This window comes from Chryseobacterium sp. VD8 (assembly GCF_037149975.1).
In the GTDB taxonomy this organism is placed as follows: domain Bacteria; phylum Bacteroidota; class Bacteroidia; order Flavobacteriales; family Weeksellaceae; genus Chryseobacterium; species Chryseobacterium indicum.
The window spans coordinates 1-22,892 of record NZ_JBBCQL010000053.1 but is presented as its reverse complement, the minus strand read 5'-3'; the positions used below and the strand labels follow the sequence as shown (position 1 = coordinate 22,892).

General features: G+C 36.2%; 24 protein-coding genes. 11 read left to right on the top strand and 13 right to left on the bottom strand.

Annotated elements, in window-relative coordinates; translation table 11 throughout:
* The first annotated feature begins 235 nt into the window (after window positions 1–235).
* A complete protein-coding gene (locus WFK35_RS08395) occupies window positions 236–841 on the top strand; it encodes a class I SAM-dependent methyltransferase (RefSeq protein WP_336732281.1) in 606 nt (201 codons plus the stop codon).
* A gap of 48 nt (window positions 842–889) precedes the next feature.
* Window positions 890–1,762, top strand: a complete 873-nt coding sequence (locus tag WFK35_RS08390; protein WP_336732279.1) for a CPBP family intramembrane glutamic endopeptidase — start codon at window positions 890–892, stop codon at window positions 1,760–1,762.
* A 49-nt stretch (window positions 1,763–1,811) separates the two neighbouring features.
* Here WFK35_RS08390 and WFK35_RS08385 read toward each other — a convergent pair whose 3' ends face one another.
* Window positions 1,812–3,572: an ABC transporter ATP-binding protein gene (locus tag WFK35_RS08385; RefSeq protein WP_336732277.1), complete on the bottom strand. Its 1,761-nt coding sequence runs from the start codon at window positions 3,570–3,572 to the stop codon at window positions 1,812–1,814.
* Between the two features lie 140 nt (window positions 3,573–3,712).
* On the opposite strand from WFK35_RS08385, the gene WFK35_RS08380 reads away from it, so the two are divergent.
* A complete protein-coding gene (locus WFK35_RS08380) occupies window positions 3,713–3,958 on the top strand; it encodes a hypothetical protein (RefSeq protein ID WP_336732275.1) in 246 nt (81 codons plus the stop codon).
* A 200-nt stretch (window positions 3,959–4,158) separates the two neighbouring features.
* Here WFK35_RS08380 and truA read toward each other — a convergent pair whose 3' ends face one another.
* A complete protein-coding gene (gene truA, locus WFK35_RS08375; RefSeq protein WP_336732273.1) occupies window positions 4,159–4,893 on the bottom strand; it encodes a tRNA pseudouridine(38-40) synthase TruA in 735 nt (244 codons plus the stop codon).
* A gap of 381 nt (window positions 4,894–5,274) precedes the next feature.
* Here truA and lpxK point away from each other — a divergent pair, with 381 nt between their 5' ends.
* The 5 genes from lpxK (at window position 5,275) to WFK35_RS08350 (ending at window position 11,004) form a co-directional block, all read left to right on the top strand.
* Window positions 5,275–6,300 (top strand): tetraacyldisaccharide 4'-kinase, encoded by a 1,026-nt coding sequence (gene lpxK, locus WFK35_RS08370; RefSeq protein ID WP_336732271.1) that lies wholly within the window; start codon window positions 5,275–5,277, stop codon window positions 6,298–6,300.
* Window positions 6,284–7,099 carry a purine-nucleoside phosphorylase gene (locus WFK35_RS08365; protein WP_336732269.1) on the top strand — a complete coding sequence of 272 codons (816 nt, stop codon included), beginning with the start codon at window positions 6,284–6,286 and terminating at the stop codon, window positions 7,097–7,099. Before lpxK ends, WFK35_RS08365 begins: the two co-directional genes overlap by 17 nt.
* Before the next feature lie 345 nt (window positions 7,100–7,444).
* Window positions 7,445–7,960 (top strand): TlpA family protein disulfide reductase, encoded by a 516-nt coding sequence (locus tag WFK35_RS08360; RefSeq protein ID WP_214590975.1) that lies wholly within the window; start codon window positions 7,445–7,447, stop codon window positions 7,958–7,960.
* Window positions 7,961–8,389: 429 nt separating this feature from the next.
* On the top strand, window positions 8,390–9,484 hold the full coding sequence (gene dinB / locus WFK35_RS08355; RefSeq protein ID WP_235131868.1) for a DNA polymerase IV: 1,095 nt from the start codon (window positions 8,390–8,392) through the stop codon (window positions 9,482–9,484).
* A 47-nt stretch (window positions 9,485–9,531) separates the two neighbouring features.
* Window positions 9,532–11,004, top strand: coding sequence for an alpha-amylase (locus WFK35_RS08350; RefSeq protein WP_336732267.1), 1,473 nt, complete (start codon window positions 9,532–9,534; stop codon window positions 11,002–11,004).
* Between the two features lie 141 nt (window positions 11,005–11,145).
* Here WFK35_RS08350 and WFK35_RS08345 read toward each other — a convergent pair whose 3' ends face one another.
* Together WFK35_RS08345 and WFK35_RS08340 are read right to left on the bottom strand one after the other, a co-directional pair.
* Window positions 11,146–12,474 (bottom strand): carboxylesterase family protein, encoded by a 1,329-nt coding sequence (locus WFK35_RS08345; RefSeq protein ID WP_336732266.1) that lies wholly within the window; start codon window positions 12,472–12,474, stop codon window positions 11,146–11,148.
* Between the two features lie 129 nt (window positions 12,475–12,603).
* Complete coding sequence (locus WFK35_RS08340) at window positions 12,604–13,506, bottom strand: helix-turn-helix domain-containing protein (RefSeq protein ID WP_336732264.1); 903 nt, start codon at window positions 13,504–13,506, stop codon at window positions 12,604–12,606.
* Window positions 13,507–13,701: 195 nt separating this feature from the next.
* Here WFK35_RS08340 and WFK35_RS08335 point away from each other — a divergent pair, with 195 nt between their 5' ends.
* Window positions 13,702–14,757 (top strand): NAD(P)-dependent alcohol dehydrogenase, encoded by a 1,056-nt coding sequence (locus WFK35_RS08335; RefSeq protein ID WP_336732262.1) that lies wholly within the window; start codon window positions 13,702–13,704, stop codon window positions 14,755–14,757.
* Window positions 14,758–14,857: 100 nt separating this feature from the next.
* Here the strand turns inward: WFK35_RS08335 and WFK35_RS08330 are convergent, their stop codons facing one another.
* On the bottom strand, window positions 14,858–15,241 hold the full coding sequence (locus WFK35_RS08330) for a winged helix-turn-helix transcriptional regulator (protein WP_336732259.1): 384 nt from the start codon (window positions 15,239–15,241) through the stop codon (window positions 14,858–14,860).
* 101 nt (window positions 15,242–15,342) lie between these two features.
* Between WFK35_RS08330 and WFK35_RS08325 the strand changes: the two genes are divergently transcribed.
* The gene (locus WFK35_RS08325) at window positions 15,343–16,227 is read left to right on the top strand and encodes an NAD(P)H-binding protein (protein WP_336732257.1); all 885 of its coding nucleotides are present in this window, start codon (window positions 15,343–15,345) and stop codon (window positions 16,225–16,227) included.
* A gap of 318 nt (window positions 16,228–16,545) precedes the next feature.
* On the opposite strand, the gene WFK35_RS08320 is transcribed toward WFK35_RS08325, so the two are convergent.
* Window positions 16,546–17,826: an alkaline phosphatase family protein gene (locus WFK35_RS08320; RefSeq protein ID WP_336732255.1), complete on the bottom strand. Its 1,281-nt coding sequence runs from the start codon at window positions 17,824–17,826 to the stop codon at window positions 16,546–16,548.
* Window positions 17,827–17,958: 132 nt separating this feature from the next.
* Between WFK35_RS08320 and WFK35_RS08315 the strand changes: the two genes are divergently transcribed.
* The gene (locus WFK35_RS08315) at window positions 17,959–18,138 is read left to right on the top strand and encodes a hypothetical protein (RefSeq protein ID WP_214590981.1); all 180 of its coding nucleotides are present in this window, start codon (window positions 17,959–17,961) and stop codon (window positions 18,136–18,138) included.
* Window positions 18,139–18,166: 28 nt separating this feature from the next.
* Here WFK35_RS08315 and WFK35_RS08310 read toward each other — a convergent pair whose 3' ends face one another.
* The 7 genes from WFK35_RS08310 to WFK35_RS08280 form a co-directional block, all read right to left on the bottom strand.
* Entirely contained in the window at window positions 18,167–18,910 is a 744-nt protein-coding gene (locus WFK35_RS08310; protein WP_336732253.1) for a T9SS type A sorting domain-containing protein, read from the bottom strand.
* A 3-nt stretch (window positions 18,911–18,913) separates the two neighbouring features.
* Window positions 18,914–19,441 (bottom strand): ankyrin repeat domain-containing protein, encoded by a 528-nt coding sequence (locus WFK35_RS08305; RefSeq protein ID WP_214590983.1) that lies wholly within the window; start codon window positions 19,439–19,441, stop codon window positions 18,914–18,916.
* Window positions 19,438–19,983 (bottom strand): YceI family protein, encoded by a 546-nt coding sequence (locus WFK35_RS08300; protein WP_214590984.1) that lies wholly within the window; start codon window positions 19,981–19,983, stop codon window positions 19,438–19,440. The genes WFK35_RS08305 and WFK35_RS08300 overlap by 4 nt, the downstream gene beginning before the upstream one ends.
* Window positions 19,984–19,991: 8 nt before the next feature.
* Window positions 19,992–20,330, bottom strand: coding sequence for a c-type cytochrome (locus tag WFK35_RS08295; RefSeq protein WP_235131857.1), 339 nt, complete (start codon window positions 20,328–20,330; stop codon window positions 19,992–19,994).
* A gap of 3 nt (window positions 20,331–20,333) precedes the next feature.
* Window positions 20,334–21,179: a DUF5777 family beta-barrel protein gene (locus WFK35_RS08290; RefSeq protein ID WP_214590985.1), complete on the bottom strand. Its 846-nt coding sequence runs from the start codon at window positions 21,177–21,179 to the stop codon at window positions 20,334–20,336.
* Window positions 21,180–21,300: 121 nt separating this feature from the next.
* Window positions 21,301–21,951: a Crp/Fnr family transcriptional regulator gene (locus WFK35_RS08285; protein ID WP_336732250.1), complete on the bottom strand. Its 651-nt coding sequence runs from the start codon at window positions 21,949–21,951 to the stop codon at window positions 21,301–21,303.
* 115 nt (window positions 21,952–22,066) lie between these two features.
* The coding region (locus WFK35_RS08280; protein WP_336732248.1) for a TonB-dependent receptor domain-containing protein at window positions 22,067–22,892 on the bottom strand (826 nt) is incomplete at its 5' end.

Sequence of the window (22,892 nt, the reverse complement as noted above, 5' to 3'; positions counted from 1 at the left end):
GTTTGCTCCTTTAGGAGCAGAATCTGTGTAGAAATAAGAATAAATCCGTCAATCAATCCATAGGATTGATATCTTAAATACGATACATTTTCTAAAGATAGCGTTCCTACGGAACGCAGAACGCCTTTCGAATATGGTGTCTACACAGATAAAACTCTATAGAGTTTTCTACCATTTTACTTTAAACAACTTTGATGTTAAAATTTTAATTTAGCATTTCTAAAAGTATTTCGAAATGACCAATAAAAGCCACTGGGAAAATGTCTATGAAACAAAAACCCCTGAAGAAGTAAGCTGGACGCAGAAAAAACCGCAGACCTCACTGGAACTCATCAGATCTTTAGGATCGGATAAAAGTGTAAAAATTATCGATATTGGCGGCGGAGACAGCAATCTGGCAGATTTTCTTCTGGAAGAGGGCTACGAAAACATAACCGTTCTTGATATTTCTGAAAAAGCCTTGGAAAGAGCAAAACGAAGGTTAGGGAAAGACGCAGAAAAAATACAATGGATTGTTGCAGACATCACCGCCTTTACTCCTGAAGAAACGTATGATATTTGGCATGACAGAGCAGCTTTTCATTTCCTTACCCATTCGGAAGATATTTCAAAATATGTAAGAATTGCAGAAAAAGCGGTTTCGAAAAACCTTATTGTAGGAACTTTTTCTAAAAACGGTCCGAAAAAATGCAGCGGACTTGAAATCTCGCAATATGATGAAGAGTCGATGAATTCTATTTTTGAAAACAGCTTTGAAAAAACAGATTGTATCACAGAAGATCACACTACCCCTTTCAGCACTGTCCAAAACTTTATTTTCTGTACCTTTAAAAAGAAATAAAACCGTAACCAATTTATAGTTCTTAAAACTTATTCCTAAAAACAATCCGTGAATTACTTTCTGAGATTTAAACATGATATCTCCGCTTTTTTACAGTTCATGAAAAAGCCCGATGATGTGCAGACAGCACTTTCTTCAAAAAGAAAACTTCAGCTCATCTCCAATCTTCTGATTATTGAGATCGTTTTCTTTTTGATTGTCGTACTTCCTCTAAACTATCTGGCGGAAAAATGCATCACTCTAAAACCATCCGATGCTTTTGAAAATTTAACATGGCTTCAGGCGGTCTTTTTAATGGTAATTTTTGCTCCGCTTTCGGAAGAATTTATTTTCCGGTATGTTCTTCGTTACAAAAACTTCTTTTCACACTTTATCAGCAGGGAAAAATGGAACAGAATTTTTCCGTTTCTCGTATACATTTCCTCAATCATCTTCGGATTGGTACATCTGGACAATTACGTGAATGATTCGTGGAGTTTTTATGCATTGTCACCCTTCATTGTGGCTTCTCAATTGTCGGGAGGGCTTATTTTAAGCTACATCCGCGTAAGGCTGAATATTTTTTACAGCATGCTTTATCATGCGTTATGGAATCTTCTGTTCGGAATTTCTATTCCTTGCATCATGTTGCTTTTTACGTCTCCTTTTGCTGAAAAAACACAGGATTACGATATAAGAATTGAGCAGAAAGCTTTTATAGATGACAACGAACCTGTTTTATCCGAAACGAAAATTGTTGATGACAAAATACACAGCGTTGAAACCAGACAATATTCACTTCAAAGTTTATTGGATCATCTTTACGGAAAAGATAAATTTACAACGGATGAAGGTCTGATGAATATCCATTTCAAATCCGAAAAAGGAATCTCCAAGGATGAATTTTTGAAAATTTTACAGAAAGAATACGAAATCAAATAAAAAAAAGGTTAAAACCAATCGATTTTAACCTCCTTATATCTACAACAAATTACTTCTTAGTTTCTTCTTCTTCCAGTTCCACTTCATGCCTCAACTGAGCTTTGTAAAGGGTGGAGTAATATCCGTTTTTGTCCAGAAGTTCGAGATGTTTGCCTTCTTCAACAATTTTTCCATGTTCCATCACGATAATTTTATCCGCTTTTTCAATGGTAGAAAGTCGGTGTGCAATAATGATTGATGTTCTGTTTTTCGTAATTTTTTCCGTGGCTCTCTGAATCAGTTTTTCACTTTCGTGGTCGATGGAAGAGGTGGCTTCATCTAAAATCAGGATCTTCGGATCAGACAGATAGGCTCTTAAGAAAGACAGCAATTGTCTCTGCCCAAGAGAAATGGACGAACCTCTTTCGCTTACCACATAATCATATCCTCCCGGAAGCTGTTCGATAAATTCATCAACTTCAATTTCTTTTGCTCCTGCCTTTATTTTATCCAGTGTAATGCTTTCATCCCCAAACGAAAGATTTTCATAAATACTTCCGTGAAACAGGAAAACATCCTGCAGAACAACTCCGATGTGGCTTCTTAAATTATAAAGCTCATAATCTTTCAGATCAACATCATCAATTAAAATATTTCCGAAATTGATATCATACAATCTTGTAATTAAACTGATGATCGTAGATTTTCCGGCTCCGGTTGCGCCTACAATGGCAACAGTTTCACCCGGATTTACTTTAAAATCAATTCCTTTTAATACTTCCTGCTTTTCGTCATACGCAAAATGTACATCTTTAAATTCAATTTTTCCGTCAAAATGATCTTTTTCCACTTTCCCGTTGTTCGGCATGGCATTGTCTTCATCCATTAATCCTAAAACTCTTTCTGCGCCTACGATTCCTCGCTGAATGTTGTTGAAACGGTCGGCAATCTGTCTCAAAGGACGGATCAGCATCGAAATATACTGAATAAATGCAATCACAACTCCCGCACTGATTGTAATATAACCTCCGTAAAAAAGGATAAACCCGATGAAAAGAGAAGAAATTAATTCCACCACAGGAAAAAACAGAGAGAAGATAAAAACCGTTCTCAGCAAAGCACTCTTTAAAGTAATATTGATATCATCAAACTTCTTAAATTCCGCTTCCTGCCTGTTGAAAACCTGAATGATGGGCATTCCCGCAAGTCTTTCCTGAACGAAAGAATTCTGGTTGGAAGTCCAGTTTCTTTCGTCTCCGAATGCCTTTTTCAGCCTTTTCTGGAAGAATCTTGTAATCACCACCATTAAAGGTAAAATAGCCAGTGTAATATAACTGAGATGAACATTGGTACTGAACATCATCACCAGTACAAAAATAATTCTCAGCACATCCCCGAAAACCATTAAAAAACCATCCGTGTAAACCGTTGCAATGGTTTCCACATCACCTACCGCTCTCGTCACCAACTGTCCGATCGGAGTTTTATCGAAGAAAGATGTTTTAAAATAAATCAGCTTATTATACAGCCTCTCTCTTATGTCTCTGATTACATTCTGAGAAATGAAATTGGAGAAATAAACCAGAAAAAAGTTTAAAATGGTTTCTGTGAAAACCAGACCGACCAAAAGATAAATATGCTTTAGCATCAGCGCTTTATCTTTCAGCTTGGTAATATCATTATCCACCACTTCCATGGTAAGATAAGGACGGTAAGTAGAAACTATTGCCAGAAAAATGGAAATCACTAAAGTAAGGATGAACCAAGAACGGAACTTCATTCCGATAAAGAACAACCTCTTTACAATTCCCCAGGTATCTTGTTTTTTCATTGTACGAATTGAAGAAAAGAATTATATAAAATTCTATGCAAAAATAAGACTTTCAAATTTGTCTGCCTTTACAAGTTTGTGAAATACCCATGAAAAATTCAGATAGCTGTTATTTATGATATAGATGAAAAACAATAAAAATGCTCAATTTAAAAATAATCAGAGCAAAAAACACAGATCATCGGAGATCTCCGGCGGCAAGATTTTACAGGTTCTTATCGTCGGAAGTTCCGACGGGGCAAACCCATATTCAGGAAAGCAAGTGTGAATGTCCGACAGGGCAAACCAATTTTGGGGCAGGCAAAAATGAACTTCCGACAGCGCAAACCCATATTCAGGGAAGCAAATGTGAATGTCCGACGAGGCAAACTACCAATGACGGCTGAAAATCATACTCCTCAAGTCCCGCGAAATGTTGTAATGCAAAGGCAAGTCTTTCGATTTCGTTCATGATTTTCGTTTTTTTGTTTTCATTTAAACACAAATTACATCCATATTTTTCACAAATGACTCAAATCTATTTAAAGCAATTTTTAATTGATTAGTGAATATTCGTGGAATTATTTGTGGAATTTGTGTTTAAATATTACTCAAAATCATACCCCACATCCACGAGATACAATCCGTGAGCCGGTGCAGAAGTTCCCGCAGAATTCCGGTGTTTGTCTTCAATAACTTTTCTTACATCTTCAGACTGTAATTTTCCTGAACCTACTTCTACCATTGTTCCCACAATAGCTCTCACCATATTTCTCAGAAAGCGGTTCGCAGAAACGGTAAATTTCAGTTCGCTTCCATGCTGCTCCCATTCTGCTTTGTAGATTTTGCAGAGATTGGTTTTATTGTCGGTGTGTAATTTTGCAAAACTCGTAAAATCCTCATATTCAAATAAAATTTTACAGGCTTCATTCATTTTTTCGACATCTAAAGGTTTTCTCCAGTGTTGCCACGCCGATTCTTCCGTGAACGGATTTTTTTCAAGGGAAATATAGTATTCGTACGTTCGGTAAGTAGCATCAAAACGCGCATGGAAATCATCTTTTACAGGAAAAATCCTTTTAATGGAAATATCTGCCGGAAGAAAACTGTTCAGTCTTCTCACCAGTTCCTGATCCAGAACTTTCTCCGTATCAAAATGAGCAAAAATCTTCTTCGCATGAACGCCCGTATCCGTTCTTCCCGCTCCCGTTGTCTTAATCTCTTCTCTTAAAATCGTGGAAAGTGCTTTTTCCAGCTCTTCCTGCACAGAAATAGCATTCGGCTGAATCTGGTAACCGAAATAATTCTTGCCGTTGTAGGAAAATTCTATAAAATATCTCAAGGTAATAAAATAAATATCTGTTGTTTATTTCTACATATAACTTAATTTGAATCAATATCAGTTTGTATTTCTTCCATAAACGAAGTGGCTTTGTTTAACTTAAAAAAAGATTTGTTTTAATAAAACTTTGTTTAACCTTGCGAGAGCTTAGACGCAAAGGACTACAAAGATTTTTATTTATCTACAATTCCCAAATATTTAAAGATAAACAAAGGCATTTCACTTATTACAGAAAGACAAGTTAAAATGCACAGCAGATTATAACTCTACAAAAATACTTTAATTTGATGATAATCAATAACAGATTTTTTAAAATAAATATCGAAAAGTAGCTACCATAATCATCCAAATCCATGTGAAATTTCCTATTTTTGCAAACGTATGAAAAGATGGTACCTCTATCCTTTTTCCCTCGGTTATCACATGGTAACGGGTATCCGAAACACAATGTATGATCTGGGAATCTTTAAATCTGTGAAATTCAAAACGCCGATAATCTGTGTCGGAAACCTTTCTGTGGGCGGAAGCGGAAAATCGCCGATGGTGATGTATCTTGCACATTTCCTGTCCAAACATTACAGAACCGGTGTGCTTTCCAGAGGATACGGAAGACTTACGAAAGGATATGCTGTTACGAATTATGAAAGCAACTACAAAACAGTAGGCGATGAAGCCATGCAGTTGTTTGAACGCTTTAAAAACCGTTTTGTAATCGCAGTTTCCGAAGAAAGAGTTCCGGGAGCCAAAAAAGTAATCAGCGATATGGATCTTGATGTTCTGGTTCTGGACGATGCAATGCAGCACAGAGCGATAAAAGCAGGATTCAATATTATGATGACCGATTTTAATGATCCTTATTTTAAGGATCATCTTTTACCTGCGGGAGATTTAAGAGAATCCAGAGCCGGATCCAAAAGAGCGGATATCATCATGGTGAGCAAATGTCCCGATGAACTTACCGAGGAAACCAAACAGTATTACATTTCCAGAATAAGACCGGATCGTACACAGAAAGTGTTCTTTTCATCCATCGGATACGACGAAAATGTATACGGAAAAGAAAAAATGCTTCCCGACAACAACCTGAATTATTACGACATTCTTTTAATTACAGGAATCGCGAATCCGAAACCACTCCTCACCCACCTTGCGAAATTTTCGCAGAGGGTAAAACATTTAAAATTCAGAGACCATCATAATTTCACGGAAGCCGACATCAAAAATATTGTCGCGGAATATAAAAAATTAGGGGAGTATAAATTGATCTTAACCACTGAAAAAGACTATGTTCGTCTGAAAAGTTTTGACTATCTTAGAGATATTGTTTACTACTGGCCGATCAATGTAATTATTGATAAAAAGGAAGAATTCAATCAAATCATCTTAGATTATGTTAGAAAAAATTAAACAGACCGCAGATTTCGTTAAAAACATCATTAAAGAAACTCCTGATTTTGCCATTGTTTTAGGCTCCGGCTTAGGCAAGCTGCAGGATGAAGTGGAAGCCATTTATACTTTAGAATATGCTGAAATCCCCAACTTTCCGCAGACTACCGTTGCAGGACACGGCGGAAAACTGATCTACGGAATTCTGGAAGGAAAAAAAGTCCTGATGATGAGCGGTCGTTTTCATTACTACGAAGGGCATTCCATAGAAACGGTGGTCTTTCCGATCCGTGTTTTTTATCTGTTGGGAATTAAAAATCTCATTCTTTCCAATGCTTCAGGCGGAATTAATCCAAGCTATAAGATCGGCGATATCGCGATCATTCGGGATCACATCAATATGATGCCTGAACATCCGCTTCGTGGCAGAAATATCGATTCCTTCGGTCCCCGATTTGTGGATATGAGCGAACCGTACAGCAGAAAAATGATCTCCGTTGCACAAAATACTGCTTCTGAACAGAATATTACCGTCCACCAAAGTGTGTATGTAGCTTTACAGGGACCCACTTTCGAAACTCCCGCAGAATACGGAATGATTAAAGCCATTGGCGGAGATCTTGTGGGAATGAGTACCGTTCCCGAAGTGATCGTTGCTAAACATATGGGAATGGATGTTTTCGGTATTTCTGTCGTGACCGATTTGGGCGGTCCCGATATTGCCCACTCCGTTTCTCACGAAGAAGTTCTGAATGCAGCCAATACAGCCATGCCGAATGTAATTGCAGTGGTAAAAGGTTTGGTGAAAAATTATTCCTAAACCTAAGATTATTAACAATAAACTTGTTTAAACTAATTTCAGAATTAACCGCAAAAGGGACAAAAGAATAAAAATCAAAGATTTTTAAAAACTATTGTGAGCTTTTTCATTCATAATGTTCAGCTTTAAATAAAAAATTTAATAGATCTTTTGTGACTTTTGCGGTTAAATAAAAGTTTAAACAGACTTAATATTTGTCGATGTTTTCAGAACGATAAAATTTGTGAATTTTTTAATTGTAAATTCAATAGAAATATTCAATCCAATCAATTTTCATAAAGTCATCAAAAAATCAGTACAGATTGCACGGCATTGTCTAGATTTGCATACATAATTTTTTTGAACATGAAAAAACTGTTGTTACTATTAATGATGGGAATTTTCGGATTAGGCTGTTCTCAGCAGACGCCGAAAGTTCTGAAAAAGGGTTTCTCCAAAGAAGCTTTGGCGCAGAAACTGGAAGATGAAGACGGAAAAACGGTTACCATTCAGCAGATTCTCGATCAGCATAAAGGTAAAGTTCTGGTTATTGATTTTTGGGCAGGATGGTGCAGAGACTGTTTAAATGCACTTCCGAAAGCCAGAGAACTGGAAGAAAAAAATAAAAACATAGATTTTGTATTTCTATCGTTAGACCGTTCCAAAGAAGGCTTTGACAGAAGTCTGGAAAAATTTGAAATGAAAGATAAAGAGAACTACTGGTTTTCCTCCGGCTGGAAAAATGATTTCAATAATTATGTTGATCTGAACTGGATTCCGAGATATATGGTAATCGATCAGAAATCTGCCATTGCAAAATATTACGCCATTACTCCTGAAGATCCTGAAATTCAGGCAACAATTGATCAACTTTTGAAGTAATTCTTATTTTTACCGCAAAGTAAAACAAAGCTTTATTTCTTATATGATTATCTGTTATTGATCATAATGCTTAATTTTTACGCAAAGGATCACTAAGATTCTTTTATATACCAACTGTTTTTAAGTTCGCAAAGGTGCTTCGACAAGCTCAGCATAAACTATTCACTCAGCGAAGAACTCAAAGGTTTTCTAATTATGACAAATTACGGACAATCATAATTTTATATTGTCTATTATTTTAAGTTATACAAAGCTTCGCTTAAATAAAGTAAGACAAAATTTATTCAATTGTATTTCGAAAATAAGTGAAACGGCTTTGTTTTATCTTAAAAATATTTCATTTCTATAAACCTTTGTCTATCCTTGCGATTAAATAAATTCAGGACAAAAGAAAATAATTAAAAATACAGGAATCCATATCTTTGCGGTATGGATTCTTCTTTTCCCATGCGCAAAATAATTCATGTCGATATGGATGCATTCTATGCTTCTGTGGAGCAGCATGACAATCCTGCATTGAAAGGAAAAGCGATTGCTGTCGGAGGTGGACATCGTGGTGTGGTTTCGGCAGCGAGTTACGAAGCCAGAAAATTCGGAGTCCGTTCTGCAATGCCCAGCAAAACGGCAAAAGAAAAATGTCCGCACCTTATTTTTGTTCCTCCGCGCTTTGCGCGTTATAAAGAAATTTCTAAAAAGATCCGTGAAATTTTTTACGAATACACCGATCTGGTGGAACCTCTTTCTTTGGATGAAGCCTACCTCGACGTTACAGAAAATAAAAAAGGAATGGAATCTGCCAATCAGATCGCCAAAGAGATCCGTCAGAAAATTTTTGACGAAACCGGACTTACTGCTTCCGCCGGAATTTCTGTGAATAAATTTTTAGCCAAAGTTGCTTCAGACATCAACAAACCAAACGGACAAAAAACCATTCATCCCGACAAAATCGAAGGTTTTCTGGAAGAACTTCCGGTAGAAAAATTTTATGGAGTCGGAAAAGTTACGGCAAATAAAATGTTCAGCTTAGGTATTTACAAAGGGAAAGATTTAAAGAAAAGATCCATTGAAGATTTAACAAGGCTGTTCGGAAAATCCGGAGCTTATTATTACAACGTGGTTCGCGGAATTCATCATTCGGAAGTAAAACCGCACCGCATCCAGAAAAGTGTGGCGGTAGAAAGAACTTTTTTTGAAGATCTTTTTGATGAACAGCAGGTCAATGAAAAACTGGAAAGTCTGAGTGAAGAGCTTCACACACGATTACAGAAAAATAATATTCTCGGAAGGTCTTTAACTTTAAAAATTAAATACAAAGATTTCTCACTCTACACAAGAAGCATCACCAAAGAAGAATATTTTTCCTCTGCCGAACAATATCTTAAAACCGGAAAAAAACTTTGGGAATTAAGACCATTCGATAAACCGGTGAGACTGTTGGGATTATCTCTCTCCCACCTCAATACCGAAGAAAAAAAACAGGTTTCCGTTCAACTAAAAATTCCGTTTAAAGAATTCGAAGACTGATAATCCGGATTTTTTCACTAAATTGTAGTAACCAAATTTTACAATTTATGAATGAAACGATGATTCAGTATTTCCACTGGTATACAGAAGGAGACAGCAAACTGTGGAAAGAAGCAGAACAAAACGCAAAATATTTAGCCGGACTCGGCATTACCTCAGTCTGGTTTCCGCCCGCTTACAAAGGCGCAACAGGAGGTCATTCTATTGGCTACGACGCTTACGATCTCTATGACCTCGGAGAATTTGATCAGAAAGGAACGATTCCCACCAAATACGGCACAAAAGAAGATTATATTAAAGCAATAAAAGCGCTTAAAGAAAACAATATTAAAGTAATTGTAGATATTGTACTTGGACATAAAGGCGGAGGCGATGAACTGGAAACCTTTAAAGCATTAAAAGTAGACGAAGAAAACAGAGAAAAAATAATCTCGGATGAAATAGAAATACAGTCTTATACCAAATTCACCTTTCCCGGAAGAAATAAAAAATATTCTGAATTTGAATGGAATTTCACCTGCTTCAGCGGTGTAGATTATGCAGAAGGAATGGATTCGCAGATTTTTAAAATTAAAAATGAATACGGAACCGACTGGGAAGAAATGATCGATGATGAGAAGGGAAATTACGATTACCTGATGTACAATGATGTAGAACACAGAAATCCGTTCGTACGCGAAGAACTGAACAACTGGGCAAAATGGTATTTTGATGAAACCGATTTCGACGGAGTTCGACTGGATGCCTTAAAGCATATTTCATTTGATTTTTATAAAGAATGGCTTACTTTGCTTCGTTCCAATACCGGAAAAAATATTTTTGCGGTCGGCGAATATTGGGCTCCCGGATATCTGAATCTCTTGCAGAAATACATCGATGTTACCGAAGGATGCATGAGTCTTTTCGACAGTTCGCTACAGAATAGTTTTCATACCGCTTCCAATGAAGGAGCGTCTTACGATTTGCGGAGAATTTTTGACGAAAGTCTTACTCAGGCAGATCCGCTTCACTCGGTAAGTCTTGTGGATAATCATGATACACAGCCTTTACAGGATCTTGAAGCTCCTGTTGAAGAATGGTTCAAACCTTTGGCGTATGCACTGATTCTGCTGAGAAAAGACGGTTATCCGTGTGTATTTTATCCGGATCTCTACGGAGCGCATTATGTGGATAAAGATAAGGAAGGCAACGATCAGGAAATATTCTTAAATAAAGTGGACGGTATTGAAGAACTTCTGAAAGCCAGAAAAAACAATGCTTACGGCGAACAGAGAGATTATTTTGAGGATGCCAACTGTCTGGGCTGGGTTCGTGAAGGCGATGAGGAACATTCCGGATGTGCGGTTGTCTTAAGCAATAAAGACGCGTACGAAAAACAAATGGAAATGGGCGAAAGATATATCGGACAAACGTTTTATGATGCTTTGGGAAGATTTGAGGATAAGATTACCATTGATGAAAACGGTTGGGGAAATTTCCCGGTTCCGGCAGGAAATGTGAGTGTATGGCTTGCTGAATGAGTCTGAATACGGATATGACCAATAGCTTTCACAAATGACATGAATACTTTTGCAAATAGCACAATTTTAAATGAATCTATCTAAAATTACTTTGTGAATATTCGTGAAAATATTTGTGCCATTTGTGTTTAAAAGATAAAACTAAACTTTTCGGAGTTCAAGAATTTCCGGTCGTTCTGAATGATCGGAAATTTTTCCTGTCCTTGCAAATTCCGCCCACAATGCACGAAGTTTTTTTCCGTTTTGCTGAATGTATTTCCACGGAACATCTTTTAAAAGTTCTGCCGATTTCCATGCTTCCTGATTTTCGAAAATCAACGGAAGATCTGCACAGTGGGAAGCTCCGATGTAATTGTTTTTCAGAACAGAATTAATTTTAAACTGATAAATATTTCCACCGCCTGAAGCATAATTTTCAGCAAAAATCTTTGCCGGTTTTTCGTAAATGGATTCTGTTGTTTTACGAACGATTTTGTTGAGAATTTTTTCGTGGAGATAAGTGTAAAGTCCTTCCTGAGCCGTTTTTACATAAAAAGCAGTTTCATCATGATTGGAACCGATCAATACATCATATTTTTTCGCATTCGCTTTCCATTCTGGTAAACTTTCTTCTTCCGTGCACAAAGGGGCAAAACCATATTGCGTACAGAAAGGCATGGACGTTTTTAAACCATATTTTCTGAATGAGGGTAAAAATTTCACGTATTCATCCACCATTTTCAGGGGATCTTTTTCATGTTTCAGAAAATCGGTCTTCCTGAAAAATTCTAAAGACATTTTGCTTCTTTTTATCCTGAAACCAAGCGGCGCGCTGTGAATAATAGCTCTTTTAAACAAACCGTCAATTCCTTCGGAAATCATCAGATGTGCAATTGCATCGCCTCCCGAAGACTGCCCGAAAAGAGTAACATTTTCCGGATTTCCGCCAAAACTGTGAATATTTTTCTGAATCCATTTCAGGGATTCCATGATATCGAACAAGCCTAAATTGGCAGGTCTTTCTTCGTTTCCACCCAAAAACCCGAAAAGTCCGAGACGATAACTTACAGAAACAACTATAATATGATGTTCTTTTACCCAAACCGAAGGATCGGAAGTAGGAAGATCTCCACAGCCGATTTCATAGGAACCTCCGTGAATCCAGACTACCACCGGAAGTTTTTCATTTTCTTCAAAATTTTCAGGACGGGTGACTGTTAAAAACTGAGGAGATTCATCGGGTTCAAAATGATCGATATTTGTTTTCTGGATCAATCTTTCAAGTAACGGACTGATGTGTTGAGGACAAACCGGTGTTTTATCCGGAATTTCGTGATTCTGAATTTCTTCTACAGGAACGGGCTTTATATATCTTTCTGATCTCGCGTACCGGATGCTTTTCGCTTTGATCACACCGTTTGTTTTTATTGCAGCAATTTTACCGATAGAAGTATGAAAATTATGAATTCCTGTATTTTGTTGTGCCGTCATGATGAAACAATATTGGTCTGCTTTTTAAAGGTAGTGATTTCTTAATTTAACTCCGGCTCAATATCTCTTTTTTGTGCTAATTTAACCAACAGATTTGCTCGTTGTACTCGTAGAAATTTATTTTTTAAACTAATTCAGCGTTTTGTATTCACTCGGAGAAACACCGACTTTACTTTTAAAAAGTCTGGTAAAATGCTGCGGATATTTAAAGCCTAAATTATAAGAAATTTCACTGATGGACTTTGCAGAATCGAAAATCTGGTCTTTTGCCACATCAATCAGTTTATTGTGGATGAATTCCTGAGCGGAAACTCCCATTTCTTTTTTAATGAGATCGCCAAAATAATTCGCGGAAAGATTAAGCTGTTCCGCAAAATAATTTACCATCGGAAAGCCTATATTTTTAGGTTTTTCGGAGGTCAGATAATCATTCAGAAGAGTTTCAAATTTTCCGATAACTCCCTGATTGATGTGATCTCTGGTGATAAACTGACGGTCGTAAAACCGCATACAATAATTAAGGAACAGTTCGATATTATTTACAATTAAAGATTTACTGTGTTTATCAATCGGCTGTTCCAGTTCATGCTTTATATTTTTAAAACATTCGAGAATAATTTCTCTTTCTTTTTCTGAAAGATGCAGTGCTTCATGTACCTCGTAGGAGAAAAAATTATAGTCTTTGATATTTTTTCCGAGGTTGGTTCCTTTTAATAAATCAGGATGAAAAACGAGAGCAAAACCGGCTGGCTGAATGTAGGTACCTGCATTATAAATTCCGTACGTCTGTCCCGGAGCAATAAACACCAGTGTTCCTTCCTGATAATCGTAGCTGTGTTTTCCGTACTGCATATCGCCGCACATGACATCTTTTAAAAAGACCGTGTAAAAACCGAACTGTCTTACATGCTGACAAATGGGATCAGATTTGGAAAAATCGATTACACTTACCAAAGGATGTAACGTCTCGTGATTCAGAATTTTATTGTATTCTGAAACTGTATTGTAGATTTCAGTCTCCCGATTTTCCATGAAGTAAATTTTAATTGCTATTCAAAATTACCACTTTTAACCCTACATTTTATTCCGTCTGTAAAATTGGTACATCTTTCCGTAATTTATATAAGATGATTTGTTTTAAAAGGTTCGAATTTTGCAGCTAAGAATAATGAATTCCCTATTCTGAATCAAAGAATAAACTAATCAAAATAATTAATACTAAACAAAATGAGCACATTCACAGTAAAAGCTTACGGGGCAGAATCCAAAACTGCCGATTTACAGGAATTACATATCACCAGAAGAGAAGTAACCGCAAAAGACGTAGAAATTGAAATTCTATACTGCGGCGTTTGTCACTCCGATCTTCACACCGCAAGAAACGACTGGGGCGGATCGATGTATCCTGTAGTTCCGGGACACGAAATTGTGGGAAGGGTGACTAATGTAGGAAGTGAAGTTTCTAAATTTAAGGTTGGAGATCTTGCAGCGGTTGGCTGTATGGTAGATTCATGCGGCGATTGCGAAAGCTGCAAACATGATCTTGAACAATATTGCCAAAATGGTTTCACAGGAACTTACAACGGAGCTGACAAACATTTAGGAGGTCATACTTTCGGAGGATATTCTCAAAAAGTAGTTGTAGATGAGCATTTCGTATTAAGTGTTCCTGAAAACTTAGATTTAGCGGCTGTTGCTCCTCTTCTTTGTGCAGGAATTACAACATGGTCTCCGCTAAGACACTGGAATGTAGGTCGTGATTCTAAAGTTGCTGTTGTAGGTTTGGGAGGTTTGGGACACATGGCGATTAAACTGGCAAAAGGTTTAGGTGCTGAAGTAACGTTATTCTCCAGAACTCCGGGAAAAACGGAAGATGCTAAAAATCTGGGAGCAGATCATGTGGTGATTTCCACAGAACAGGATCAGATGGATGTAGTAAAAGGAAAATTTGATGTGATTATTGATACCGTTCCTTATGAACACGACATTAATCCTTACATGCAGACCGTAGCTTTAAACGGAACTTTGGTTATGGTTGGATTTGTAGGTGAATTTGAAAATGAAGCTCCAAGTACAAGACCGCTCATTTTCCAGCGCCGTTCGGTTGCAGGATCTTTAATTGGAGGAATTGCCGAAACTCAGGAACTTTTGGATTTCTGCGGAAAACATAATATTGTATCGGATATTGAATTAATCAAAATGCAGGACATTAATGAAGCGTATGACAGAATGCTGAAAAGCGACGTAAAATACCGTTTCGTGATTGATATGCAATCTTTGTAATTTAATTCTTTGTATATTGTTAACTAAGGCTCTCTTCGGAGGGCTTTATTTGTTGGCGGTTTATGGTTTATGGAAATTAAGCTTTCTGATTGTTAAATTTTTAGAATGTTGCATTTCTTAAATGGTCATATTTTCCTTCCATATGTTTAAATGCCCATTCTGCCATGGAACTGATAACGGGAATTAAACCTTTTCCTGCCTCACTCAATTCGTAGGTTACGTGTGGCGGAACAATAGGTTTAGCAGTTCTGATGATCAGTCCATCATTTTCAAGTTGTTTTAAATGCTGGATCAGCATCTTTTCGGTTACCGCAGGAATGGCACGTTTCAATTCGCTGTATCTTTTGTCTCCGTTGGAAAGATGATATAAAATTATCGGTTTCCAGAATCCTCCGATTTTTTCCATGACATACGTTACAGGACAGGAATCGAGTGCGTATTTTTTATTCTGCTGAATGGTGGATGTTTCTTTTATGGCTGTCATAATGAATACATACTTTAGGGTAAGTACTTGTATAAAAGTAAGTACAAATATACCTTTGTATCAGGAAATAAAAAATATTTATCAACAAAAAAATAAAAATTATGAAAATCATCATCACCGGTTCATTGGGAAATGTAGCGAAGCCTCTTGCACAGCAATTAATTGCAGAAGGACATGATATTACTGTAATCAGCAGCAGCGAATCTAAAAAAAGTGAAATTGAAAATCTGGGAGCTAAAGCCGCTATCGGTTCTATTACAGACTTCAACTTTTTAGTTGAAACTTTTAAAGGAAATGATGCCGCGTTTCTGATGACTCCGCCCAATATGGGATTTGAAAATCTTGTTGAAAACACAAAAAATGCGGGAAAGAATTACGCTGAAGCCGTTCAACAAACCGGAGTTAAAAGAATCGTAATGCTAAGCAGCATCGGAGCAGATTCTCCTGTGGAAAACGGACCGATAAAAGGTCTTCATTCCATTGAGAAATTCTACAATGAGCTGGAAAATACGTCAGTCACTTTTTTAAGAGCAGGATATTTCTACATCAATTTCTTTAATGATATTCCTCTGATTAAAAACGCAGGAATTCTTGGAGCAAATTATCCGGATCACACGGAAGTTCCATTAGTTCATCCAAAAGATATTGCAAAAGCTGCTACTGAAGAACTGGTAAAAAGTTCTGAAGGTAAAAATATAAGATATATTGTGAGCGACGTTCGTAAAGCGAAAGATTTTGCAAATATTTTCGGAAATACCATCGGAAAACCGGAACTTCCTTGGATAGAATTTAAAGATGAAGATTCTTTACACGGAATGCTTCAGGCAGGAGTTCCGCAGGAAATGGCAGAATTGTATACGGAAATGGGAAGAGGAATCAGAACAGGCATTGTTCAAAAAGATTTTATTGAACATGGTTCTATTGTTGATGGCGAAATTAAACTGGAGGAGTTTGCGAAGGAATTTGCGGATAAATTTAATGCTTAATGTTATTTTATAACTTTTTCTTTTGTCCTGAAACAAAGAAACAAAAATTCAAGACTCGGAAACTTGCGCTAAACATTAAAATTTAATCCTAAAATTTCCAAAACTTGCGCGAATTAAAGATTTGTCTTTTGATTTAATATTTGTCTCGCACTTCAAACAGCGGGAATTTCTTAACGGACTAAATTTAAATTTTCTTAACGCTCCATTTTCCTATGTCATTTAATCATTACATTCAAATCAGTTTCGGCGAGCCAAAGGCTCGCCGAAACTTTTATCAATAGATTATTTAAATTTAACCTTTACCTCAACCTTAATTTATTACTTTTCTTTTAAAATCCCCTTCAGAACCTTCAATTTCCCATCAATCGGCTGATCGATTTTCAATCCTAAAATTTCTGCAACCAAAGGATAAACGTTGATATTCTGAAATTCATCGATTACCATACTATTTTTGAATTCCGGTCCCCACGCAAAGAATGTGGCTTTCATTTCAGGAACTGTCTGCGGATTGTAGCCGTGCTTTCCTACTGATGATTTTTTACCTTTTTCCAAAAATATTTTAGGAGCATTCGGAATTAATAAAATCTGCCCGATTCTTTTGTACCGATCATCTTTTGTTGAAAAATGAAGATATTTGGGAAGCTTTTTATCCAGATAGACTTCATAATCTTCTGTTTTATTAGCTTTTAATTCTTTATAAACCTTTTTAACCTCATCAGGATTTTTAACGTAAACCCTCAATAAAGTCTGTGAATTGTAAAAATCAAATCTTTCCTTATTAAAAAGCATAGCGGGAATTTCCAACGGGCTTCCTTCATCTACTTTTATCATTCCGTGATCCGAAACAAAGACAAAGTTTACATTTTGTAATCCTAAATCATGAACCTTTTTAGCCAGTTCACCAATAGCTTCATCCACAAGATGAACCGCATCTTCTGTCTCTCTTGAATCCGGACCGAAATGATGTCCGCTTGCATCAACCTCAGGAAAATACAGTGAAATGAAATGCGGCCTTTTTTCCATTGGCAATTTTAGCCATTCAATTACTTTATCCACTTTTTCCAGCGGTGAGAATTTTTCGTTATAATGGTAATAATAGGTTGGTCTGTTTCCTCCGGCATTACTTGCAGAACCTACCCACATTAACGAAGCAGAAAGCATTCCCTGTTTTTCAGCGAGTCCCCAAAGCGGAGTTCCGCCGTACCAGTTTCCGTCTTCGGCATTTTTTTTATCGCTCATGGCGTAACTTTCCTTCTTTTGATAATCGTAGAAATAATTATCGATCAGTCCGTGATGAGAGGGATACAATCCGGTAATCAATGTCCAGTGATTGGGAAAAGTAATACTTGGATAACTGGGAATCATTGCTTTTGCCTGAACTCCTTCATTGGAATATTTCAACAGATTTTCTGCATTGTATTTTTTAGCATAATCATACCGGAATCCATCGGTAGAAATCATGATGACATAAGGTTTTGTCTGGGCTTCAGCAGTATTGTACCGATCAGCAATTACAACCTCTTCTATATCAGTGTTTTCTTTTTGGGCGAAAACTGTCAGTGAAAAAATTAACAGTAAAAATTGAAGGCTTTTCTTCATGATTTATATTTTGTGCAAAATTAGGATCTAGAATCCTGAAAGAAAAGATTCTCCGGTTAAAAAAAGATTAAAAGTATTTTTTAGAATGAGTGTAAATAAAGAATATTTTATATTTGGATAAAATATCAAATATTGGAATTTTTACTGGATCTTTTAGGAAATTTTATTCGCTGGATATTTATTTACCACTGCGATTCTGAAAGAATGAACGAGAAATACCGTTCCCATCCTAAATCTGAGGGATTAAAAAATACTTTGGCAGGAATTATATTAATCGTTTCTGCCACAATTATCATTTTATATTTTTCATAAAAAAGACCACTTTTCAGTGGTCTCTGTTTTATTCTTTAATTAACTTTTCAAAAGAAGTTGTTCCATCTTTCAACGCAATTTCCAGATAATAATTTCCGGATTTCAAATCGAAAATATTGACTTCTTTTCCATCTGCTTTTATTGTTTTCACCTTTCTTCCTGTAGATTCAAAAACATCGATATTTTTTATTTTATCTGCGTTTTTAAAATTAACGGTTTCTTTTGCAGGATTTGGGTAAAGAACTACTTTTTTGCTTTGAGCTGCTGCTTCGTTGGTTGCCAGAAGAGCCGTTCTCGTTAGAGTTGTGGAACCTCTGTTGGTAGATGAGTGCTGGCTTAAAGTAGTTGAAGAACCTTTGGCATAAATAATAGGAATTGAGGATGTATTATTCAAAAAAGTATAATCTCCTGATGATGTTAACGGTCGTGTTGCAACAACAGTTCTTACAGTTCCCGAAGTAGTATCGGATGTTACCGTCCAGCTTTGAGAAGCGTCAGCAGTTGGCTGACACTGACAGCTTAAACCTGTATAGTCTCTGCTTGTGGTAGAATTCCAGATAAAATAATCTGTAATCGCGCTCATAGACGTTCCTCCAAAACCTATAGCTAACCATGTAGTACTGGAACCTGTTAACGTAATTGTAGCTGTTGTAGCATCGGTATCTATTTTCACAGTCATTCCTGTAGATCCCAAACTTACTGTACTTGTCGTAAATTGTGACCAAGCCAGATTAGCAATGGCCATTGAAATAATAAGTAGAATTTTTTTCATCTTTTAATTTTTAAGTAGGTTGATTATTTCTTTATTGTTTGTCTGTAAAGCATACTCAAAAGGAGTCATTCCCTGTGCATCTTTTAAGGTTTTATCTGCTTTATATCTGAGTAACAATTCTATCAGTTCTTTATTACCAAATTTCACCGCCCAAAATAAAGGGGTAGATCCTGTAGCATCTGCAATATTAGGATCTGCTTTCTTATTGAGGAGATAGGTTACGAGATCTTTGTTATATTTCACAGAAAGCCCTGATAATGCAGTTCCTTCCTGACTTTTATAGTTCACGTCTTTCACATTGTCTATCAGAAATTTGGCAACCTCAACATTTCCTCTGTAGCAAGCCAGAATTAAAGGAGAAAAACCGCTTTCATTGGTCTGATTAATAATATCAGGGTTCTGCTTCATCATATCCTTAACTTCAGCGACTGTACCGCTTCTCGCAAGATCAAATATAGATTTAGTCTTATCCTGAGCTGTTACAAAAGTAAAGCTCAGGAAAATTCCCATCAATAAAATTAATTTTCTCATTGTTTTGTAAGAACATAATTGTATTGAACATTTACACTTTCAGCAATTTTTTTAGACACCATTTTAGGGATGGTTACTTTATGATCTGCCGTTTTTACTATAAATCCGCCTGACATATAAATTTTTCCGTCTTTGGAATAAATAGCAGCAGTGGAATTATACGCTTTATCTACTCCATGAAAATTCAATTTCCCCTGAACTGTATATTTCTGAGGAGATGCCGATAATTTAGACTTATCAAAATTCAGTATTTTTCCGGTGAAGGTTGCTTTTGGATATTTAGCAGTTTCAGCATAGCTTTCATTGAAATGCTCTTCCATTAATTTTGTTTTGAAATGGTAATTTTTAACCACTGAAACCGACGCAAACTCTCCGGTATCGGCATTGATAACTGCCACATTATTGTCGTCCTGCGCAAAAACATCTTCAAATAAAGGAACCGAGGCTTCAAAAGAAACTTTTCCGGTTTTAGACATATATTTCTGTGCAAACGCAAGATTAGTAAAAAATAATGCTGATATAATTAAAATTAGCTTTTTCATATTGATCTTTAATTTTCAAGAAGCCCGTCGGCTTTCCATTTTGTAATGATATTAATCTGTGCAGGTGATAAGCTTCCGCCTTGAGGCATCTTTAAAGGATCGCCGTTCGCGCGGCTTATCCTGTCGATAATTCCATCTATATCGCCTTTCACCTGAGAATACGTTCTAAGATCTTCAGGTCCCGGAGAATGGCAGCTTACACAATTGGCATCAATAATGGGTTTTACATCTTTATTATAGGTTACAACTCCGGTAATCGGAGTATTATCCGAGATTTCCTCATACGTTCTGCTTTCACAAGCGGTTAATACAACTGCTGATGAAATGATGTACATAAACTTTTTCATACTTTAAAATACTCTATAAAGATTAAACCCAAAGAAAATCTGCCCTTTTTCCCATTTTCCTGCAGCATTGGTTAAATAACCGATATCCGAATTAAGCTGGGAGTTGGTGAATAATAGCTGGAACACGTGTCCCCCGGTTTCTATATCCATCCCTAAAGAAAGTGGATTTTTATAAAAACTGTGATTGTCGAAATTCACAAAATACTCTGCATTAATAGAAACTCTTTTAGAGATTTTGTAACGTCCTCCCAAACCTGCAAGAAACTGGTTTTTGTCTTCAATGGTAGGCTCATATAGATTTTTATGAACATACGATGGCGACAATTGAAGGGAAAATTTATCGCTGAATCTTCTGGAAATTAATGCCTGTGTAAGATAAGAAAGCCTGTCTCCGAACTGAAGATGCGGATAATTATCTTTGCTGAGATCTGTATTTACTGCCAAAACATTATACCCTACAATGTCTACAGGAAAATTTTCATTCTGCTGTACTAGCTTGTACTTTACTCCGCCTTCGAAAGTTTTCAGGTTGGTTTCTCTGGAAAGACTTAATGAAATTTTATCTGTAACACCATAAATTGCACCCAGTTTTGTAGAAGCATCATCCAGCCCGAAGAATTCTTTAAAGCCTTTGCTTACATCACCAAAACGGTGCGCTACAACAATATACCACTCGTTCTTTGCAGGAAGTTTGGTAGATTGCCCTGTAACAATTTGTAATGCTTTAAAAGCGGGTTGGGAAACATCGGTGTTTTTTGTCTGAATGGTATCAATATCTTTCAGCAGATCTTCCTGTGCAAAGGAAAAAACTGATGCGAACATTGACAAAAATAAGAGAGCTTTTGTCATACAAGTATATTTAAATTAGTATAACAAACTTATCGACTTATCGAGTTACAATTGTGTGATAAAAGTCACCGACTGAATTGTTTTTATCAATCAAAATGTTAAATTAATTAAATGTAATGTATTAGCCCCGACTAACATTTTCATTTACAGATATTTTTATGCCTTCTTTTGTCTGGATGATTTCTCCCTCATTTTCAATTTTTTTAAGGACACGGCTTACCACTTCTCTTGAAGTTCCCAAACTGTTTGCAATTTCTCTGTGGGTAAGTTTGATGGGATTGTTTCCGGTTGCTGAAATCTGTTGTTTTATATAATTTAAAACTCTCTTATCCAACCTGTGAAAGACCGCATCATTAACCATATTCATTAAATCGATAAATCTTTTATCGTATTCTGAGTAGAAAAGCCTGTTGATTTCAGGGAACTTAATCAGCCATCTGTGAACAACGGATACAGGAAATAATAAGACTTCAGAATCTTCTTCCGTAACGGCATAGATCCGGCTTGTATAATCTGTAAAAATTGAAGAAAATGTCATCAGACAGCTGTCGTTGGCACGGATATAATAGTAAATCAGTTCACGCCCGTCATTCAGGCTGAACACTCGTATAGATCCTTTAATAAGAAAGGGAACAAATTTATTTTTCTGCCCTTCTCTTACAATTTCGGTTTTGGCTTTAATTTCAGTAACAACAGCATGCTTATCCAGCTCTTTTAAAAAGTCATTCCCTAAAAAGCCAAACTTGTTAATAATAAACGGATTATTGATCATCTTTATATCCCTACTAAAAAACAAATTTAAAAAATATCAGCATATTAATGCAGAGAATTATTGAAGAATATTATAAAAAAAGCTGCTCCACTTTTGTGAAACAGCTTTCTTTAATTTACAGCCTGTATTTAAGGTTCAAACCATAAAAGAAATAGGATTTGCTTGGTCCCGGATTAAGATCCGTTGCTACTCCTTTCGGATAGCCACTTCCTGTATCTGAATCATTAATGCTGTTTCCTAAGAACAGAAATGTATAATTAATCTGATTGGTGAGATTATTTCCCATCACATAAGCATCAAGATCGAATCTTCCGAAAGATTTTTTATACCCCAGTTTGGAATTAAGCAATCCAAATCCTTTTACCAGATTGGTATTGGCAAAATCTGTGTAGACATTTCCTAAATAATTGTATGTGTTTATGAGATAAAAGCCGGGTTTTGTATATAAATCCAGACCAATTGCGTATTTATTTCTTGGAACGCCTGTAACCGTTTTGTGATTGTAGTTTTCTCCGTTATGAATTTGATTATATTTAGAATCTCCCCCTGTTAAATTATTTATAAAATTTTTATACTTTGCATCATAATAAGAAAGATTTACAAACGGTACAACTCTGTTGATGAATGAATTGTCATTTTTATATTGATATCCAATACTTACCTCAAGACCTGTATTTTTCTGACTTCCCAAATTTGCCCAATATGTATAAGTATTATTATTACTATACAATTGAGTAAGTTTATTTGTATAGTTAATATTAAAAATAGAAATTTGATAATCTAATTTTGTGTCTAATAGCAATCCGTGTATGCTGAAATCAAACATTTTTGCCTTTTCAGGAAGAAGATCATCATTAACCATATTGGCAGATCCTCCTATGAATGAAGAACTTGCAGTAGGAGAATTATATCCTTCACTATAGCTTAAATTAAAAATCTGA

Coding starts and splice junctions, on each gene's coding strand:
- WFK35_RS08395 (WP_336732281.1), top strand. CDS start 236: ATGACCAATAAAAGCCACTGGGAAAATGTCTATGAAACAAAAACCCCT.
- WFK35_RS08385 (WP_336732277.1), bottom strand. CDS start 3,572: ATGAAAAAACAAGATACCTGGGGAATTGTAAAGAGGTTGTTCTTTATC.
- WFK35_RS08380 (WP_336732275.1), top strand. CDS start 3,713: ATGCTCAATTTAAAAATAATCAGAGCAAAAAACACAGATCATCGGAGA.
- lpxK (WP_336732271.1), top strand. CDS start 5,275: ATGAAAAGATGGTACCTCTATCCTTTTTCCCTCGGTTATCACATGGTA.
- WFK35_RS08365 (WP_336732269.1), top strand. CDS start 6,284: ATGTTAGAAAAAATTAAACAGACCGCAGATTTCGTTAAAAACATCATT.
- WFK35_RS08360 (WP_214590975.1), top strand. CDS start 7,445: ATGAAAAAACTGTTGTTACTATTAATGATGGGAATTTTCGGATTAGGC.
- dinB (WP_235131868.1), top strand. CDS start 8,390: ATGGATTCTTCTTTTCCCATGCGCAAAATAATTCATGTCGATATGGAT.
- WFK35_RS08350 (WP_336732267.1), top strand. CDS start 9,532: ATGAATGAAACGATGATTCAGTATTTCCACTGGTATACAGAAGGAGAC.
- WFK35_RS08345 (WP_336732266.1), bottom strand. CDS start 12,474: ATGACGGCACAACAAAATACAGGAATTCATAATTTTCATACTTCTATC.
- WFK35_RS08340 (WP_336732264.1), bottom strand. CDS start 13,506: ATGGAAAATCGGGAGACTGAAATCTACAATACAGTTTCAGAATACAAT.
- WFK35_RS08335 (WP_336732262.1), top strand. CDS start 13,702: ATGAGCACATTCACAGTAAAAGCTTACGGGGCAGAATCCAAAACTGCC.
- WFK35_RS08330 (WP_336732259.1), bottom strand. CDS start 15,241: ATGACAGCCATAAAAGAAACATCCACCATTCAGCAGAATAAAAAATAC.
- WFK35_RS08325 (WP_336732257.1), top strand. CDS start 15,343: ATGAAAATCATCATCACCGGTTCATTGGGAAATGTAGCGAAGCCTCTT.
- WFK35_RS08320 (WP_336732255.1), bottom strand. CDS start 17,826: ATGAAGAAAAGCCTTCAATTTTTACTGTTAATTTTTTCACTGACAGTT.
- WFK35_RS08310 (WP_336732253.1), bottom strand. CDS start 18,910: ATGAAAAAAATTCTACTTATTATTTCAATGGCCATTGCTAATCTGGCT.
- WFK35_RS08305 (WP_214590983.1), bottom strand. CDS start 19,441: ATGAGAAAATTAATTTTATTGATGGGAATTTTCCTGAGCTTTACTTTT.
- WFK35_RS08300 (WP_214590984.1), bottom strand. CDS start 19,983: ATGAAAAAGCTAATTTTAATTATATCAGCATTATTTTTTACTAATCTT.
- WFK35_RS08295 (WP_235131857.1), bottom strand. CDS start 20,330: ATGAAAAAGTTTATGTACATCATTTCATCAGCAGTTGTATTAACCGCT.
- WFK35_RS08290 (WP_214590985.1), bottom strand. CDS start 21,179: ATGACAAAAGCTCTCTTATTTTTGTCAATGTTCGCATCAGTTTTTTCC.
- WFK35_RS08285 (WP_336732250.1), bottom strand. CDS start 21,951: ATGATCAATAATCCGTTTATTATTAACAAGTTTGGCTTTTTAGGGAAT.